The organism is Agreia sp. Leaf210 (genome assembly GCF_001421485.1).
GTDB lineage: Bacteria > Actinomycetota > Actinomycetes > Actinomycetales > Microbacteriaceae > Agreia.
Genome location: NZ_LMKK01000005.1, coordinates 21,425 through 39,403 on the forward strand (window position 1 = coordinate 21,425; position 17,979 = coordinate 39,403).

Consider the following 17,979-nt stretch of genomic DNA (forward strand, 5'->3'; position numbering starts at 1 on the left):
GGACGGTCGCGCCCCGAAAGTTCAGTCCCACTCCTCAGGGCCGATGCCGCCGTCTCGACCCGACAGCACATTGGCGTCGATGTCGAAGGCCTGGCCTGCTGACGTGACCTGTCGCGCCTGGATCTGGTTGAACGCCCAGTTGCCGGGCAGGGGCTCGGTCTCATTGCCGCCCCACCCCGACGACATGCCCGCCACGAACGAGAAATGGGCGAGACTGGCGCCGCTGATCCGAGAGCACACCAACCGCGATCCGTAGACGCCGGCCTTGTACGTGTCGCCGGTGTCGCTCAGCCCCTGCGCCACGCCCTCGAAATACGGGGTGATCGACGTGGTGATGTCGTCGGGCGTCACATCGAGATCGACGGCGAAGTAGATGGTGGTCTGCTTGGGCACACCGAGCGCGCGGGCGGTGTCCACCGCCGAGCGGGCGTCGAGGGCTCCCTGGGCTCGGTTGAACCACGACAGCTCGTCGCCGCCCTCCTCGAAGATGGGCCAGACCCGCAGCTGTGCGCCGGCGATCGCCGACACCTCGTCTCTCGTGATCCTCTTGTCGAGCGCGCCGCTGACCGAGGAATTCGTCAGGTAGCGCCCGATCGTCGTGTAGCCCGCCGCCGCGAGCGCCTGAGCCCCGCCGGCGTCGAGCCTGTGCGCCAGATCGGCACCCGAGACTGCCCGGTCCGCGTCGCCGTAGCTCACGAGCAGAGCGGCCCAGGTGGGGAATCGGCAGACCCCCGTCTGGTCTTCGGGCGCCAGTGCCTGGAACTGCTGGAAGGATGTGAGGACGTCGGCATCGCCCGCGGAGAAGGTGTCGTCGAACGGCACTAGAGAGCCACCGAGAATCAGCAGGCCCTTCGCCAGGCGCACCCACGATCCCTGTACTCCGATCGCCACGGTGCTCGCGTCGGTCGCCTTCAACGCTCGGGCGGTGGCCGGTCCGTAGATGCCATCCGCGGCAGCCGGGTCTTGACCGGTACCCAGCTGCACCGCGCGAACGATCGACATCAGTGTGCTCGAATCGTAGACCCCGCCCACCGAGCAGTAGGTGGCGCCCGGGAGTTCTGCGTGCTGGCCATTCAGCCATTGCTGCACCGGCACGATCTCCTGCCTGCCGTCCTCGGCGAGCGAGATCGAGGTCACCGTGAGCAGCGCCCTCGTCAGATTCGGCGACAGGGTCGCTCCGCTCGTCGGCGATCCGAGAGCGCGGCGCAGGCCGTCGACCGCCTGCATCGTCGTGTCATCCCACACACCGGAGAGAGCGACGCCCGAGAATCCGCGGCAGATGAGCGCGCCCTGCACGAGCTGGCGCCACGCCTGGGCATCGGCGCCGCTCTCGCTTCCCACCTCGCCGTGCTGTTGCAGTCGCTGCAGCGTCGTGGGTCCGAACGCGGGCACGAGCGGAGCGATACCGAGCAGTGCCTGCAGACCCTGCACGAGGCCGGTCAGAGTTCCCTGTCCGGCGACGCCATCCTCGGCGACGGCGACCCACCCGTCGCGGCCACCGAATGTGGCATTCAACCAGCGCTGCACGGCGAGAACATCCGCGGGCGGCGCCTGTTGAGATGTGGCGGCGCTCGCCGTCTCCGGCTCCATCATCGACATGACGAGCGGCGCCGCGGCGGCGAGTCCGATCAGAGCGGTCCGGCGCGAGATCTCCATGACTTTCCTCTTCCTGTGACGAGTCAGACGCGCTACGAGACGCGCATCGTCGACTAGACGATCGTCTGATGGTAGATCGACCGTCGGAGAAGACCCCCCGGCCGGGGGTAATCGCACCAGAATCACAGGGAGGAGACAGCTAGCGGGCGGGACACCGTCGTCGTGCACGTGAAAAGCTCCGCCTCCAGGACTCGAACCTAGACCTAACAGCTCCAAAGGCTGTCGTGCTGCCATTACACCAAGGCGGACCGCGTGCTCCGTAGAGCACGCATTCCCCAATTCTGCCAGACACGAAGCCTGCCGACGGCCCGTGGCCCACATAATGGATGCGTGCCAGATGCGACTCCCCGTGATTCCGTCGACGGAATCGTCGACGCGTGGGAGCGCGAACGACCCGATCTCGACTTCGCGCCTCTCAAGGTGCTCTCGCGGGTCTGGCGCCTCTCGAGGCATCTCGAGCGCACCCGACGAACGGCCTTCGCCACCAGCGAGCTCGAATCGTGGGAGTTCGACGTGCTCTCGGCCCTCCGCCGAGCGGGCGAACCGCACCAGCTCAGCCCCAAGGCGCTGCTCGAGCAGACGCTCGTCTCCTCGGGCACCATGACCAACCGCATAGACAGGATGTCGCGGCGCGGCCTGGTCGAGCGCCGCACGGATCCGCACGACGGACGCGGCATCCTCGTCTCGATGACCGACGAGGGCCGAGACCGCGTCGACGGAGCGATCACCGCGCTCGTCACCGCCGAGGGTGAGCTGCTCAGCAGGCTCAGCACATCCGACCAGGAGCGCATCGCGACCCTGCTCCGCAAACTCAGCGTGGACTTCGACTAGGTGGTTCGTCTTATCTCTCGTCGTTTCACCCTGTTCACTGCCGCCCTCGTCGGCTTGGCCTTCGTCACGACGGCGGTCGGCCCGGCGAACCCGGCCAGCGCGCGAGCGGATGCCGCATCCATCGCCCCGACGGCCGTGACGGCCGTCGCCGACACGACGACGCGACTCGTCGAGGCGGCAACTCCCGACGTCTTCGACCCCGGCTTCATCATCTCCGACGAACTCTTCTACGACGGCGGCGCCCTCGACGCCGACGAAGTGCAGGAATTCCTCGACGAGCAAGTTCCCGCCTGCTCCCCCGGAGTGGTGTGCCTCGCCGATTACACGCAGAAGACCGTCACCCGTGAAGGCGACGACGTGTGTGGCGCTTATGGCGGGCGCGAGTCAGAGACGGGCGCGGAGATCATCGCCAAGGTCGGCCTCGCCTGCGGCATCAGCCAGAAGGCCCTGCTCGTTCTCGTGCAGAAAGAGCAGTCGCTGGTGCGCAACCCCGCACCGACGGCCGGGGACTACTCGTTCGCCACGGGCTACGCCTGCCCGGACACCGCGGCATGCGACGTGGAATACTCCGGCTTCTACAACCAGGTCTACTGGGCCGCGTGGCAACTCAAGCGCTACTCCAACCCGCCCGGAACCAGCGAGTTTTTCACGAGCCGCCCCATCGGTCAGCCGAGCCCGATCGGCTACAACCCCGATGCATCCTGCGGCAGCGCCGACGTGACGCTCAAGAACATCGCGACGGCCGCCCTCTACTACTACACGCCGTACCAACCCAACGCGGCCGCCATCGCCGGCGACGCGAACGCGCCCTGCGGCGCCTTCGGCAACCTCAACTTCTGGCGGTTCTACTCCGAGTGGTTCGGCGATCCGACGCGCGGCTCGATCACCCAGGGCTCACTCGACGACGTCTCCGTCGTACGCGGTCGGATCGTCGCCAAAGGCTGGGCGATCGATCCCAGCTCGCTGCGCGCATCCAGCTCTGTGCGCATCACCGTGACGGATGCAGCCGGCCGCGTCTCGACCGCGACTCTGCAGGCCGGGGCGACGACGCGGGGCGCCCTGGCATTCCATTCGCTATCGGGTCTCGACCACGGGTTCGACGGAGGAACCGCCGTCGGAACGCAGGGTCTCGTTCGGGTGTGCGCCGCGGCGCTGCCCCTCGAGGGCACGTCGTCGAGCATCGAACCGCTGGGCTGCGCGACGGTGTTCGTCCTCACGCCCTGAGTCGGTTCGATGCTCGTGTCGAGCGTCTGCTGCTAGTCGGTGCCCGAGTCGAACGCCGCGCCCTCGGACGCGAGGTCGGTGGCTCGCTCGAGAGCTTCGTCGCCGACCGACGACTCGGCCGCATCGAAGATCTCGCTCGATTCGCCCTGTTCGAGCTGCCCGACGAGCTCTGCCGTCGCGCCGCCGACGAGACCTGCGGCGGCGTACTGCTCGAGGCGGGCACGTGAATCCGCGATGTCGAGGTTGCGCATGGTGAGCTGGCCGATGCGGTCGTCGGGGCCGAAGGCGGCATCGCCGACGCGCTCCATCGACAGCTTGTCGGGGTGGTAGCTGAGGCTGGGGCCCGTGGTGTCGAGGATCGTGTAGTCGTCGCCACGACGCAGGCGCACCGTGACCTCGCCGGTGACGGCCGAGCCGACCCAGCGCACGATGGATTCGCGCAGCATGAGCGACTGCGGGTCGAGCCAGCGACCCTCGTACATCAGGCGGCCGAGACGACGACCCTCCGAGTGATAGTTCGCGATGGTGTCTTCGTTGTGCACCGCGTTGAGCAGGCGCTCGTAGGCGATGTGCAGCAGTGCCATGCCCGGCGCCTCGTAGATGCCGCGGCTCTTCGCCTCGATGATGCGGTTCTCGATCTGATCGCTCATACCGAGGCCGTGGCGGCCGCCGATGGCGTTCGCCTCGAGAACAAGGGCGACGGGGTCGGAGAACTCGGTGCCGTTGATGGCGACCGGTCGACCGGCCTCGAAGCGCACGGTGACGACCTCGGAGGCGATCTCGACGTCGTCGCGCCAGAACGCGACACCCATGATGGGCTCGACGATCTCGATGCCGGCGCTCAGCTCTTCGAGCTTCTTCGCCTCGTGCGTCGCACCCCAGATGTTGGCGTCGGTGCTGTATGCCTTCTCGGCCGAGTCACGGTAGGGGAAACCGCGAGCGACGAGCCACTCGCTCATCTCCTTGCGCCCGCCGAGCTCGCCGACGAACTGCGAGTCGAGCCAGGGCTTGTAGATGCGCAGACGCGGGTTGGCCAGCAGTCCGTAGCGGTAGAACCGCTCGATGTCGTTGCCCTTGTAGGTGGAGCCATCGCCCCAGATGTCGACGCCGTCTTCCTTCATCGCGCGAACGAGCAGCGTGCCCGTGGCGACGCGACCGAGCGGCGTGGTGTTGAAGTAGGTCTTTCCGCCGGAGCGGATGTGGAAGGCGCCGCACGCGAGGGCGACGAGGCCCTCCTCGACCAGAGCGGCCTTCGCGTCGACGATGCGCGCGACCTCGGCACCGTACTCCAGTGCCCTCGCGGGCACCTTGTCGATCTCGGGCTCGTCGTACTGCCCGATGTCGGCGGTGTAGGTGCAGGGAACCGCACCCTTCTCGCGCATCCAGGCGACGGCGACGGAGGTATCGAGACCACCGGAGAATGCAATGCCGACTCGCTCGCCGACCGGAAGACTGCTCAAGACTTTAGACACGATCAATATCCTAGGAGTGATCAGCCCTCGAGAAGTTCCGTCAGCTCGAGCCAGCGCAGTTCGACCGTGTCCATCTGGTCGCGCAGCGCCTGCACTTTCTGCTGCATCTCACCCAGTCCGGCGTAATCGCTCTGATCGTGCTTGGCGAAGGCCACGTCCATCTCGGCGATCTGCGTGCTCAGTTTCTCCATCTTGCGGCCGGCCGCGGCCAGCTCCTTCTGAGCATTGCGCAGCTCGGCCCCCTGCAGGCCCGTCTTCTTGGCGGGAGCCTCGGCGGATCCACCCGCCGCGATGCGCGCCTGCTCCTTCTGCTGGGCGAGACGCAGCTCGAGGTACTGCTCGACACCGCGGGGAAGGTGGGTGAACCCCCCGTTCATCACGGCATACTGGTTGTCGGTGACGCGCTCGAGCAGGTACCGGTCGTGGCTCACGACCAGAAGCGTTCCCGCGTAGGAGTCGAGCAGGTCTTCGATGGCCGCAAGCATGTCGGTGTCGAGGTCGTTGGTGGGCTCGTCGAGGATCAGCACGTTCGGCTCGTCGAGAATGATGAGCAGCAGCTGCAGTCGACGCTTCTGTCCACCGGAGAGGTCTTTCACCGGGGTCGAGAGCTGGGCGCTCGTGAAGCCGACCCGCTCGAGCAGCTGACCGGGAGTCATCTCTTTTCCGCCGGAGACGTACGAGCTCTTCTGCCGGCCGATCACCTCGCTGACGCGATCGTTCCAGATGTCTTCGAGCTCGAAGAGCTGCTGCGTCAGAGTGGCCACGCGAATGGTCTTGCCCCGCTTGACCCTGCCCGAGGTCGGCAGCAGAGTTCCCGAGACCAGGCTCAGCAGGGTGCTCTTTCCGGCGCCGTTCACCCCGAGGATGCCGGTGCGCTCTCCGGGCGCGATGCGCCACGTCACGTCGTGCAGCACCTTCTTGCCGTTGTCGTATTCGACCGAGATGTTCTCGAGGTCGACGACGTCTTTTCCGAGGCGCTGCATGGCCATCGCCGCGAGCGAGACCTTGTCGCGCACGGGGGGCTCGTCCTCGATGAGAGCGTTGGCCGCGTCGATGCGGAACTTCGGTTTCGCCGTGCGGGCCGGGGCGCCGCGGCGCAGCCACGCCAGCTCTTTCTTCATGAGGTTCTGGCGCTTGGCCTCCGACGTGGCCGCCATGCGATCGCGCTCGACTCGCTGCAGGATGTAGGCGGCGTAGCCGCCCTCGAACGGCTCGATCAGGCGGTCGTGCACCTCCCACGTGGCCGTGCAGATCTCGTCGAGGAACCACCGGTCGTGAGTCACGACCATCAGCCCGCCCGAGTTCGTCGCCCAGCGCTTGCGCAGGTGCTGCGCGAGCCACGCGATGCCCTCGACGTCGAGGTGGTTCGTGGGCTCGTCGAGGAAGATGACGTCGTGGTCGCCGATGAGCAGCTTCGCGAGCGCGATGCGTCGGCGCTGCCCTCCGGAGAGGCTCGAGACGAGCACGTCCCAGGGGATGTCCGAGGCGAGACCAGAGATCACGTCGCGGATGATCGGGTCGCCGGCCCAGACGTGCTCGTCGATGTCGCCGACGATCGTCTCCTTGACGGTGAGGTCGCCGTCGAGGTCGTCCGACTGGTCGAGCATGGCCAGAGTCACGCCGTTGCGGCGCGTCACACGTCCGCCGTCGGGTTCGATGCGACCCGCCAGCAGCCTGAGCAGGGTCGACTTGCCGTCTCCGTTGCGACCCACGATTCCCACGCGGTCGCCCTCGTTGAGACCGATGGTCACGGAGTCGAAGATGACGCGCGTCGGATATTCGAGATGGAGCGATTCCGCTCCCAGTAGATGGGCCACCTGTCGAGGTTACCCGCGATCCGAGGGCACCCCCGCCGGTCAGCCCAGAAAACGCCTGACGACCGAGTCGAGAGCGCGCGCGGTGAGCGCGACCGACTCGAGGTCGATGTGTTCGTCGTTGCCGTGGATGAGGTGACGGAATCGGCCGTAGTCCCAACGCCGTGACAGCACCGAGAATCCGTAGGCCCGTCGCCCCCTCGCGCGGTAGAACCGGGCGTCCGACCCGCCCGCCGCGATGATCGGCAGCGGAACAGCCCCCGGGTACGCCTCGTCGATGACCTCGGCGAGCACGTCGAAGAGCGGCGTATCCATCGGCGAGACGTTGGCCGGGCTGAACGACGCACCGACGACATCCACGATCTCGATGTGCTGCATCAGGTCACCGAGCGCGGCCATGACATACGCATCGACCGCCTCCGGAGACACGCCGGGCAGCTGTCTGATATCGAGGTCGATACTCGCCTCACCCGGAATCACGTTGATCGCGTCGCCCGCTCGGATCACGTTGGGCGAGATGGTCGTGTGCGTCGTGGCGTGCGCGTACCCCGCGAGTTCGCCGAGCGCCGGAAGCGCCCCCAGGATCTCGGCGACGGAGGTGAGTCGCCTCGACACGTCCTGGTCGAGGGCGAGAGCGTCGACGTAGCGCGGCCAGTAGTCGCCGATGACGGCGCGTGGCGCGAAACGCGTGAGCCTCGTCACCGCCTCGGCCGCGATCACGCCGGCGTTCGACGACCCCCACGGCGCAGAACCGTGACCGGGGATTCCCCGGATCAGCAGCCGCCTCCGGGCCAGCCCCTTCTCCCCCACCGTCACGGTCACCGAGTGCGGCGCTCCGGCCGAGCCTCCGACGGGCACGCCGCCCGACTCGGTGAGCACGTAGTCGGCGTCGATCAGTTCTGGGTGGTGCTTCATGAGCCACTCGATGCCGAGCCGGCTGCCGCCCTCTTCGTCGGCGACCGCCACGAACACGAGGTCGCCGCGCAAGGCACGACCCTCGGATGCCGCGGCGCGGGTCGCCACCGCGTAGGCCGCCGTCAGATAGAGCATGTCGAGAGTGCCCCGCCCATAGAGCTCGTCGCCCACGATGTCCGCGGCGAACGGGTCGTGAGTCCAACCGCCGTGCATCACGGGGACGACATCGATGTGCCCGACCAGCGCGAGAGACGGCGCGTTCGGGTCGGTGCCGGGGATGCGCACGACGAGCGTCGCTCGGCCCGGGGCCGACTCGATGACGACCGGGTCGACATCCACCCCCTCGAAGAATCGCGTCAAGACGTCGGTGTTCCGCTTCTCCTGGCCGGATGCGTAGGTTCCGTCGTTCACACACGCGCTGCGGATGAGGTCGCGCAGCAACGCCAGCGCGTCGTCACCGAGGGATGAGGAGTCGATCATCGCTCAAACTTATCGCTCCTCGTCGGCGCACCTCGTCATCCGGTGGGGCCGAGCGCCGGTAGCGTGAAGGTATGCCCGCTGAAACGACTGCCGAACTGATCGACGCCCATCTGCTCACCGTGCAGGACTTCCCGAGCGAGGGCATCCTGTTCCGAGACGTGACCAGTGTCTACGCGAACGGCGAGGCGTTCGCGTCGGTCGTCGACGCCTTCGCCTCGCACGACTGGGGCCAGGTGGATGCCGTGCTCGGCATCGAGGCACGCGGGTTCGGCATCGCCGCGGCCATGGCCTACGCGCGCACGGTGGGCATGGTCTCGGTGCGCAAGGCGGGCAAGCTCCCCGGCGAACTGCTGAGCGAGGACTACGCGCTCGAGTACGGTACCGCCACGCTGCAGGTGCAGCCGAACGTCCTGCCCCGAGGTTCGCGCGTCGTCATCCTCGACGACCTTCTCGCGACCGGAGGCACACTCGCGGCCGTCGTGAAACTCGCCGAGCGGGCCGGCTGGGTCGTCGCCGGCATCGGCGTGGTCATCGCACTCGACGACCTCGGCGGGCGCGCTGCTCTCGCTGGCCACGACATCCTCGAGCTGAGCACGTACCCCGCGTCGTAGGTCGCGGTCAGCGCAGCTGCGCTGTGATCGTCTGAGCCAGTTCGCGCAGGAACTCAGCATGATCGAGACCTGGCGTAGGCGAAATGTGTGGCGGCAATGTGCTCATGAAGTCGTAGTGCCCCACGTTCGAGTGCTCACTGATGACCGCGATGCTGGGTGCCGAGCGAAGCACCGAAGCAGTGCCCGGCGGGGTTACCGTGTCTGAAGCGCCGACGTGAACATACACGGGCACCACAACATCATCGAGCGCTCCAGGGGCGGCGAACCATCCGACGGTAGGAGCGAGGAGCACGAGTCGGGTCACGCGCGGGTTCGGGCTCACGTCGATGGGCTGACCGTCTTTGCCCCACGGTTGGGCTCCCGCCAGACAGAGCGCTGCCCAGGCGCCGATCGAGTGTCCGACGATGCTCACCGCCGAATCGACGTCGCCATCCTCCGCCAGGGCACGGTTTAGGCCGTCTACCCGCGCTTGCAACTGCGACGTGGAGACGGTTCGCGGGTCGAAGCGTTCGCTCTGTGGGGCGACGACATGAAATCCTGCGCTGCGGATGGCATCGATGAGAACGGAATAGCGAGCAGGATCTCCTCCTGCTCCTGGTGCGAAAAGAACCGTGGGTGTGCTCACGACGTCTAGTCGCCGATGACGCGCGCGCCGTGCACCGGACCCGTAACGCGCACGACCCGGTGCCGGGCGGCGCTCAGCGCGATCTGCAGTTCGAGGGCCGCATCGAGGTTCTCCGCGAGAAACGCGACCGTCGGGCCCGAGCCCGACACGATCCCCGCGAGCGCGCCGTTGGCCTCACCCAGTTCGAGGATGCCCGTGAGCGCCGGGTTCAGGTGCAAGGCGGGGGCCTGCAGGTCGTTGTAGAGCGCGTCGGCGAGCACGAGGGAGTCGCCCGAGCGCAGAGCCTGCAGCACGGCGGTGTCGACCGTCGGCTGGGTCTGCGCGGGAAAGATGTCTTGAGCATGGCGATCGCGGTGCCGGTCAAGTTCGCGGTACACCTCGGGCGTGCTCGATCCGAAGTCGGCGAGCACGAGGACCCATTGGAAGGAGCCCTTGGCGAGAGCGGGGCTGAGCTGGTCGCCGCGACCTGTTCCGATGGCTGTTCCGCCGGTGAGGGCGAACGGAACGTCGGCTCCGAGACGGGATGCGAGACCGAGGAGCTCGTCTCGGCCCAGGTCGGTTCCCCACAGGGTGTCGCAGGCGACGAGCGTCGCGGCGGCATCCGCCGATCCACCGCCCATTCCCCCGGCGATGGGCACGTTCTTCTCGACGTCGAGGTGGACGCCGCCGCGGTAGCCGGCCTTGCGCGCAAGCATGCGTGCTGCCCGGATGGCGAGGTTGGTGCCGTCGACCTCGAGGCCCGAGCAGTCGATGCTGCCGCTGAAAGAGACCGAGAAGTCGTCGGAGATCGTGGCCCGCACGTTCTCATAGAGCGAGACGGCCTGATACGCCGTGGCCACGTCGTGGTACCCGTCGTCCATCACCGCCCCGACCTTCAGGAAGACGTTGATCTTTCCCGGCGCCCGAACGTGCACTGTCGACAGCGCCCTCTGAGTGACCATGCAATCAACCTATATGCAACCGGAGGGGCGATCCGACCGCGGGCTACGCGCGACCGAGTCCGGCCAGTACCGAGACGAAGTCGGCGAGGAACGCCTGCCTGTCTACATCGAGCACGACCTGCGTGTCGGGAGCCGGTGTGACCGGCCAGCTCACGGGCAGACCCTCGTCGGTGCGCACGAGGTGAGCCCGGGTCGCGAAGCCGTCGGTGGTGATGTTCACGGGCCCCGTGATCGACGAGGTGATCCACTCGGGCTGCACGAGCAGAGCTGCGGCCAGCCCGTCGTGGGCGGGAGAGACGCGGCGTCCCCACGAGAACTGATAGAAGTCCATGTAGGCCTCGAGAATGTCGGCCGAGAACGTGCCCCACTCCGTTCCCGCTCGATGCAGCGACTGGACGGCAGCCTCGTCGACGATCGTGCCCGCCGTCACGTTCACGCCCACCATCACGAGGTTCGTGCGTTCAGCGGCGAACACGCGTGCTGCGGCGATGGCGTCGTTGTGGATGTTGGCGTCGACCATCTGCACGGTGCCGAGAGGCGGGAACGGGCCTGAGCCGCCCATGATGACCGTCGAGCGGAACAGCGTGAGCAGCTCGGGTTCGATCTCGAGGGCGAGGCCGACGTTGGTGAGCGGTCCGATCGGCAGGAGGTCGTAATAGCCGGGGCGCGATCGGGCGAGCTCGACGAGCAGCTCGGCCGACGACAGGGGCGACAGGTTGCGTGGCGTGAGCTTCTCGCTGTAGAGGTCTCCGAGGCCGTCGTGTCCGTGCACATGACCGGCGATGCGCGGCTCGCCGTTGATCGGCCCCTCGGCTCCCCGCGCCACGAGGGTGTCCTCGAGTCCCGCGATCTTCAGCACGCGAGCGATGTTCGCCACCGCGTCTTCCACGGGGGTGTTGCCGTAGACGCTGGTGATCGCCGAGATCTCCGCGTCTTCCCGGCCGGCCAGGTAGAGCAGTGCGAGAGCGTCGTCGATGCCCGTGTCGGTGTCGACGATGATGTGGCGAACGTCGTGCGGCGATGCTGCGGTCATGCGAGGGTCTCCTTGGGAACGAGGGTGTTCGTGCGTCGCCGGGTGACGACGATGCGCATGATCACGAGAACGACGAGGGTGATGGCGTAGGGGGCGGCGTCCGTGAGCTGCTGCGGAGCTCCGATGCCCTGCAGACGGAACCCGAGGGCCTCAGCGGCACCGAAGCCGAGGCAGGCCACCGGCAGCCAGAACGCCTTATTGGCGACGAGGATCACGGCGGCGACGGCGATCCAGCCACGGCCCGCCGTCATGTTCTCGGTGAACAGGGTGACGTTGCCGAGCGACAGTTGCGCGCCGGCCAGGCCGCAGAGTCCGCCGCCCAGGATGGTGACCCACGTCTGGTAGCGCGCGACGCCGATGCCCAGCGTGGCCGCGGCATCCGGATGCTCGCCCACGCCGCGCAGGCGGAGACCGCCGGGCGTCAATCGCAGCCACAGACCAGCCGCGACGATGAGCACGAACGCCAGCGGCACCAGCACGGACTGGCCCGCGAAGACGTCGCCGATCACCGGGATGCCCGCCAGGAACGGCATGGTTCCGATACCGGCGAGCCCTTGAGGAGCGAACGAGCCCGAGGTGTCGAAGAGCACCCGCAGGAGGAAGCCGGTGAGCCCCAGAGACAGCAGATTCGTGCCGATCGCGATGATGATCGGATCGGCCTTCCACCGCGCGGCGCCGACGGCGAGGATCACAGAGTAGATCGCTGTGGAGAGCACCGCGATGAGCACTCCGGCCCAGGCGTTTCCGGTGTAGTAGCTGCCCACGACCGCGGCGAAGGCACCCCACAGCATCTGACCCTCGAGCGCGATGTTGAATACCCCCGCCTGGGCGCACAGCGCTCCCGCGAGGGCCGCGAAAAGGATGGGCGTCGCGCTGGTGAGCACCGCGGCGACGAAGCTCCACTCGAAGATGCTCATCAGCTGTCCTTCCCTGCACCGGCCCGGCGGGCATCGAGCACGACGCGCAGCGCGAGAATAACGATCACCACGCCCTGCAGCACATCCGAGAGCTGTCGCGGCACATCGGCCGTGCGCTCCATGCTCGCTCCCCCGACCTGCAGGATGGTGAACAGGATGGCGGTGACCGGAACGAGGGCGGGGCGGCCTCCGGCGAGAAGCGCCGCCGCGAGCCCGGCGAACGTGTAGCCGGGCGAGATGAGCGCCCCGTCGATGAATCTGTAGGGCGAGGAGAGCACGATGATCGCGCCCACGAGGCCGGCGACAGCGCCCGCCGAGCCCATGGCTCCCAGGGCGAGCCGCCCCGGCTTGAGCCCGGCGTACTCGCCGAAGCGACGGTTCGCGCCCGTGACGCGCAGCTCGAAACCCACCGCCGAGCGCGAATCGACGACATAGAAGATCACCATGACAGCGATGATGAGCAGCAGTCCGACCGTCGTGTAACGCAGATCGCCCAGACTCCAGATGTGCGCGTCCTCGGGCAGCACGGGAGTCTGGGCGGTGCCGGATCCCTTCTCGGCGAGCGGAAAGCGCACCAGGTACGACGCGACGGCCACAGCAACGGGAGACAGCAGGAGGGTGGAGATGATGATCGGGATGCCGAAGCGCGTGGCCAGGGGCGCCGAGACGGCGGCGAATCCACCGCTCACGAGCATCGCGGCGATCAGAGCGAGCGGCACGGCGACGATTCCGGGCAGACCGAGCTGGCTGGCGACGACGTAGGCGGTGACGCCGCCCAAGACGAGTTGGCCGTTTCCACCGAGGTTGAATTCGCCCATGCGCAGCGGAATGGCTGCGACGAGGCCCATTCCGCAGATGAAGCCCCAGACCGAGAACGTGTAGTCGAGGTTGCGGGGATCGAGCGAGCCCTGCAACACGGCGGCGTAGGCGTCGATGGGGTTGAGTCCGGCGACGATGATGATGACCGCACCGATGAGGATGGCGAGAACGACGGCCCCGATGGGCACGACCGCCGGATGACGTGTCAGGCGCGCGATCATGCTGTCCACTCCTCGCCCGCCGCTGCCGCGGCTCCGGCCATCGCCGCGCCGATGCGCTCGGCACTCGCCTGCGTTCGGTCGAATTCAGCCACTATTTCGCCCGCGAACATCACGAGCACACGGTCGGCCAGGGCCAGGAGTTCGGAGATCTCGTGCGATACGAGCAGGATGCCACGACCCGATGCGCGATAGTCGAGCAGGCGGCCGTGGATCGCCTCGATCGCCCCGACGTCGACGCCCTGTGTGGGCTGCTCGGCGATGAGCAGCGGCGCCTCGAACGACAGTTCTCGGGCGATCACCACCTTCTGAGCGTTTCCGCCGGACAGAGAACCGACGGGCTGCTTCTCGCCCGAGGTGCGGATGTCGTACGACGAGATCTGCTCGCTGGCGCGCCTCCGCGCCCCGGCCAGCGACATCCAGCCCCTACCGAAGCCCTTCGGCCTGCCGATCGGCGGCTGCCTGTGGTGGCCGAGCGAGAGGTTCTCGGTGATCGACATCGTCACCGCGCTGCCCTCACCCCGACGGTCTTCGGGAATCACGGCCAGACCGGCTGTTCGACGAGAAGCGACGGAAGCGCGCGTCACGTCGTCACCGCCGAGCACGACGCGGCCGGCCGACACGGGGACCGTGCCCAGGATGGCGGCCACGAGGTCGTGCTGTCCGTTGCCCGAGACACCGGCGATGCCGACGATCTCCCCTCGGCGAACAGAGAGCGACACGTTCGAGACGCGCTCCACCCTCGCGTCCACGACAGAGACCCCCTCGACCTCGAGAACGGTGTCGCCCAGCGTTCCGGTTCCCGGGTTCGCGACGGTCTCGATGTCTCGCCCGGTCATGGCCCGCACGAGTTCGGCCGCCGTCGTGTCGGCGGTCGTGAAGCGACCGGACACACGGCCGTCGCGCAGGACGGTGACCTCCGTCGAGACGTCGAGGACTTCCTGGATCTTGTGCGTGACGAGAACGACGGTCGTTCCGGCCTCAGCCGCGCGCCGGATCACGGCGAACAGCGATGTCACCTCGGAGGGGGTGAGAACCGCGGTCGGCTCGTCGAGGATGAGGATGCGCGCATCGCGGTGGAGTGCCTTGAGGATCTCGACGCGCTGACGCGCTCCCGCCGAGAGGTCTCCGACCCGGGCCTGTGGATCGGTGTCGAGCCCGTAGCGCTCGGCCAGGTCGCGAACCCGTGCGTCTGCAGCACCCCGATCGATGCGACCACCGCGAGTCGGCTCTGCGCCGAAGACCACGTTCTCGGCTACGGTCATCGAGTCGAAGAGCCGGAAGTGCTGGTGCACCATGCCGAGACCGGCGGCGATGGCGTCGAGCGGGCTCGAGAACGTGCGCGCCTCGCCGTCGACGACGATCTCACCCGAATCTGGGCGCACGAGACCGAACAGGATCGACATGAGCGTCGACTTTCCCGCGCCGTTCTCGCCCATCACCGCGTGCACGGTGCCCCTGGCCAGCACGAGGTCGATGCCGTCGTTCGCCACGACGGCATCGAACCTCTTGCTGATCGATCTCAGCTCTACCGCGGCAGTGCTCATCCGGCGGTGAGGGGATCCTCGACGACGACCTCGCCCGAGATGATCTGGTCGCGAACGGCCTTGACCTTCTCGATCACATCGGGGTGCTCGGCGATCAGGCACTTCGACGACGCGACGTCGTCTTCGAGACCGGTGACTCCGACGCCACCCTCGGCGAGACCATACGACTTGAAGCCGCCTCCGTCGCCCGCGAAGATGTCCTTTACCGCGTTCTCGATCGCGACGTCGACTCGCTTGATCGAGTTGTCGACCACGTTTCCGGGCGACTCGAGGCACTGGTTCGCGTCGACGCCGAACGCCTTGAAGCTGCCGGCCGCCGCTGCCTCGAACACGCCGAGGTTTCCGGCCGAGGCGGCCGCGTTCACGTAGTCGGCACCCGAGTCGGCGATGATCTGGGCCTGAGCCTTCGCTCGCGCCTGGTCACCGAAGGGGTTGTCGCCGCCCACGTACTGCTGCGTCGTCTTGACCTCGGGGTTCACGCTCTTGGCGCCCGCGAAATAGGGGTCGATCCACCGGTGGATGAACGGGGTGTCGAGCGCGCCGATCGCGCCGATGCTGTTGGTCTTCGTGAGCAGGCCAGCCTCGACCCCGATGAGGTAGTTGGACTCGTATTCCTTGAACACGGCCGCGGTCAGATTGTCGGTGGGCTTCTCGGCCGACGTGTCGATCAGCAGGAACTGCTGGTCGGGGTTGTCCGTGGCGGCGGCGGTGACCTGATCGAGCACGTTGAACGAGACGCCGATGATCACGTCGGGAGCGGCACGGACGGCCTCGTCGACGTTCTGCTGGATCGACGCCGGATCCTTGCTCTCATAGACGTCGACCTTCGCGCCGTTCGCCTTGCCCGCAGCCTTCGCTCCCTCGACGGCGAGCTTCAGGAAGTTGTTCGATCCGACGGCGGTCGGGGTGATGAGAATGATCGACTTGTCTCCCGACGGTTCGTCGGACGACGAGCCTGACGAGCTCGAACACGCGGAGACGCCCGCGACGAGCGCGGCCGTGAGAGCGACGGCGCCGATGCGCCGAGAGAGAGTGGACATGGAAGTCTCCAGGGTGTGTGCTGTCGGGAGGGGTGCGATCCAACGCTAGCAAGCGATTCGTGCCGTCACGCACGCGAGTGTCACAGGCGGTAATGACGATTGCTTAGTTCTTGAACGCCGCGCGCCCGATACGGTGGAAATCCTCCATTGCCAAGGCTTCTCCGCGCATCGTGGGCTCCACGCCGGCGCGTTCGAGCACCTCCTGCGCCTGCTGGGTGTCGCCGAAGACCGGGATGAGCGACTGACGCAGCATCTTGCGCCGCTGCTGGAACGCGGCGTCGACGACCTCGAAGGTGCGTACGCGCACCTCTTCGGTGTCGGGAAGCGTCTCGTGGCGTTGGAACGAGACGAGCACGGAGTCGACGTTGGGAACCGGCCAGAACACCTGGCGACTCACATTTCCGCTCGTCTTCCAGTCGCCGTACCACGCCGCCTTCACGCTCGGGCTGCCGTAGATCTTCGATCCGGGAACAGCGGCGAGCCGATGTCCGACCTCGGCCTGCACCATGACGACGCCCGACTGGATCGAGGGGAAGTGCTCGAGAAAGTGCAGCAGAACCGGAACCGAGACGTTGTAGGGCAGGTTGGCGACGAGCCGCACGGGCTCGTCGGGCAGGCTCTGGATGCTCATGGCATCGTCGCGCACGACCGTCAGCCGGGCGTTCGGCTGCAGCGCGCGAACCGTGTCGGGCAGCTGGGCCGCAAGCCTCTTGTCGATCTCGACGGCGACCACCGAGGCTCCGGTCTCGAGGATGCCGAGGGTCAGCGACCCGAGCCCGGGCCCCACCTCGACGACGGTCTCCCCCGACTGCACGCCCGCGACGCGCACGATTCGGCGCACGGTGTTGCCGTCGATCACGAAGTTCTGACCGAGCTTCTTCGTCGGTGTCAGATCGAGCAGTTCCGCCAGGTCGCGGATCTCCGCTGGCCCCAACAGCGTCATTCGGCCGTCACCGGCTCTGAATCCCAGGTGCCGTAGACGAGCTCGGTGTTCGAGGTGATCTGAGCCGCGAGCATCGACACGTCGGTGCCGAGATGCGACGCCATGAACCGCAGGGTGTGCGGCAGCAGATACGGAGCGTTCGGCCGCCCCCGCAACGGTGTCGGCGTCAAGAACGGCGCATCCGTCTCGACGAGCAGCAGCTGACGCGGGGCGATCTCGAGGGCGTCGCGCAGATTCTCGGCGTTCTTGAACGTCACGGTTCCAGCGAACGACATGTACCAGCCGTTGTCGGCGCAGATGCGGGCCATCGCGCCGTCGCCCGAGTAGCAATGGAAGACCGTGCGCTCCGGCGCTCCCACCCGAAGAAGCGTCTCGATGACGTCGTCGTGCGCGTCGCGATCGTGGATCTGGAGGGCCAATCCGTTCGACTTGGCGATCTCGATGTGCGCCTCGAACGACCTGAACTGAGCAGCACGTCCCTCTTCCGGCGTGCGGAAGAAGTCCAGCCCCGTCTCGCCGATTGCCCGTACCCTCGGGCGTGTGGCGAGCTCGGCGATCACGGCGAGGGCCTCATCGAGCCGACCCGCCTCGTCGTAGCGCGGTGCCTCGTTCGGATGGATGGCGACGGCCGCCAGCATGCGCGGCTCGCGTGACGCCTGCTCGGCCGCCCAGATGCTCGACTCGATGTCTCCGCCGACCTGCACGACTCCGCGTACACCGACGCTCGACGCCCGGTCGAGCTGCTCGAGGTAGTCGAGAACCTCGCGTTCGGGGCCCTCGCCCTCCTCGTTGCCTGAGCCTGCCGACGGGGGCGGGTCGAGGTGCGTGTGGTTGTCGTACACGCCCACCACGAGGGGCTCGGGCAGCGGCGGATAGCTGTGATCAGTAGGCAC

Annotated in this window: 16 protein-coding genes and 1 tRNA gene; 3 read left to right on the plus strand and 14 right to left on the minus strand. The window is 67.4% G+C overall.

The features are described from left to right. Positions 1-21: 21 nt before the first annotated feature. Both ASE64_RS16645 and ASE64_RS16650 read right to left on the minus strand, forming a co-directional pair. Positions 22-1,656: a glycoside hydrolase domain-containing protein gene (locus ASE64_RS16645; RefSeq protein ID WP_055783306.1), complete on the minus strand. Its 1,635-nt coding sequence runs from the start codon at positions 1,654-1,656 to the stop codon at positions 22-24. A gap of 176 nt (positions 1,657-1,832) precedes the next feature. Beyond that, a tRNA-Gln gene (locus ASE64_RS16650) sits at positions 1,833-1,904 on the minus strand. A gap of 82 nt (positions 1,905-1,986) precedes the next feature. Between ASE64_RS16650 and ASE64_RS16655 the strand changes: the two genes are divergently transcribed. Next, entirely contained in the window at positions 1,987-2,487 is a 501-nt protein-coding gene (locus tag ASE64_RS16655; RefSeq protein ID WP_055783309.1) for a MarR family winged helix-turn-helix transcriptional regulator, read from the plus strand. Continuing rightward, positions 2,488-3,711, plus strand: a complete 1,224-nt coding sequence (locus tag ASE64_RS16660) for a hypothetical protein (RefSeq protein ID WP_055783311.1) — start codon at positions 2,488-2,490, stop codon at positions 3,709-3,711. It abuts the gene before it with no gap. 32 nt (positions 3,712-3,743) lie between these two features. On the opposite strand, the gene argG is transcribed toward ASE64_RS16660, so the two are convergent. The 3 genes from argG to ASE64_RS16675 are packed head-to-tail and all read right to left on the minus strand — an operon-like array spanning position 3,744 to position 8,392. Beyond that, positions 3,744-5,183 (minus strand): argininosuccinate synthase, encoded by a 1,440-nt coding sequence (gene argG / locus ASE64_RS16665; RefSeq protein ID WP_055783484.1) that lies wholly within the window; start codon positions 5,181-5,183, stop codon positions 3,744-3,746. Positions 5,184-5,203: 20 nt separating this feature from the next. After that, complete coding sequence (locus ASE64_RS16670; RefSeq protein WP_055783313.1) at positions 5,204-7,000, minus strand: ABC-F family ATP-binding cassette domain-containing protein; 1,797 nt, start codon at positions 6,998-7,000, stop codon at positions 5,204-5,206. A gap of 39 nt (positions 7,001-7,039) precedes the next feature. After that, positions 7,040-8,392 (minus strand): M20/M25/M40 family metallo-hydrolase, encoded by a 1,353-nt coding sequence (locus ASE64_RS16675; RefSeq protein WP_055783316.1) that lies wholly within the window; start codon positions 8,390-8,392, stop codon positions 7,040-7,042. A gap of 71 nt (positions 8,393-8,463) precedes the next feature. On the opposite strand from ASE64_RS16675, the gene ASE64_RS16680 reads away from it, so the two are divergent. Further along, positions 8,464-9,003 carry an adenine phosphoribosyltransferase gene (locus ASE64_RS16680; RefSeq protein ID WP_055783319.1) on the plus strand — a complete coding sequence of 180 codons (540 nt, stop codon included), beginning with the start codon at positions 8,464-8,466 and terminating at the stop codon, positions 9,001-9,003. Between the two features lie 7 nt (positions 9,004-9,010). On the opposite strand, the gene ASE64_RS16685 is transcribed toward ASE64_RS16680, so the two are convergent. The 9 genes from ASE64_RS16685 to ASE64_RS16725 all read right to left on the minus strand — a co-directional run bounded on the left by ASE64_RS16685 (position 9,011) and on the right by ASE64_RS16725 (position 17,979). Further along, entirely contained in the window at positions 9,011-9,628 is a 618-nt protein-coding gene (locus tag ASE64_RS16685; RefSeq protein ID WP_055783322.1) for an alpha/beta hydrolase, read from the minus strand. Positions 9,629-9,633: 5 nt separating this feature from the next. Further along, on the minus strand, positions 9,634-10,569 hold the full coding sequence (locus ASE64_RS16690) for a 4-(cytidine 5'-diphospho)-2-C-methyl-D-erythritol kinase (RefSeq protein WP_055783326.1): 936 nt from the start codon (positions 10,567-10,569) through the stop codon (positions 9,634-9,636). Between the two features lie 43 nt (positions 10,570-10,612). Next, the gene (locus ASE64_RS16695) at positions 10,613-11,602 is read right to left on the minus strand and encodes a nucleoside hydrolase (protein WP_055783328.1); all 990 of its coding nucleotides are present in this window, start codon (positions 11,600-11,602) and stop codon (positions 10,613-10,615) included. Continuing rightward, positions 11,599-12,519, minus strand: a complete 921-nt coding sequence (locus tag ASE64_RS16700) for an ABC transporter permease (protein WP_055783331.1) — start codon at positions 12,517-12,519, stop codon at positions 11,599-11,601. The genes ASE64_RS16695 and ASE64_RS16700 overlap by 4 nt, the downstream gene beginning before the upstream one ends. After that, positions 12,519-13,559 carry an ABC transporter permease gene (locus ASE64_RS16705; RefSeq protein ID WP_055783333.1) on the minus strand — a complete coding sequence of 347 codons (1,041 nt, stop codon included), beginning with the start codon at positions 13,557-13,559 and terminating at the stop codon, positions 12,519-12,521. Before ASE64_RS16705 ends, ASE64_RS16700 begins: the two co-directional genes overlap by 1 nt. Next, positions 13,556-15,103, minus strand: a complete 1,548-nt coding sequence (locus tag ASE64_RS16710) for an ABC transporter ATP-binding protein (protein ID WP_055783336.1) — start codon at positions 15,101-15,103, stop codon at positions 13,556-13,558. The genes ASE64_RS16705 and ASE64_RS16710 overlap by 4 nt, the downstream gene beginning before the upstream one ends. Further along, complete coding sequence (locus tag ASE64_RS16715) at positions 15,100-16,143, minus strand: BMP family ABC transporter substrate-binding protein (protein WP_055783339.1); 1,044 nt, start codon at positions 16,141-16,143, stop codon at positions 15,100-15,102. Before ASE64_RS16715 ends, ASE64_RS16710 begins: the two co-directional genes overlap by 4 nt. Positions 16,144-16,246: 103 nt before the next feature. Further along, on the minus strand, positions 16,247-17,086 hold the full coding sequence (gene rsmA, locus ASE64_RS16720; RefSeq protein WP_055783342.1) for a 16S rRNA (adenine(1518)-N(6)/adenine(1519)-N(6))-dimethyltransferase RsmA: 840 nt from the start codon (positions 17,084-17,086) through the stop codon (positions 16,247-16,249). Further along, positions 17,083-17,979 (minus strand): TatD family hydrolase, encoded by an 897-nt coding sequence (locus tag ASE64_RS16725; RefSeq protein ID WP_235480678.1) that lies wholly within the window; start codon positions 17,977-17,979, stop codon positions 17,083-17,085. Before ASE64_RS16725 ends, rsmA begins: the two co-directional genes overlap by 4 nt.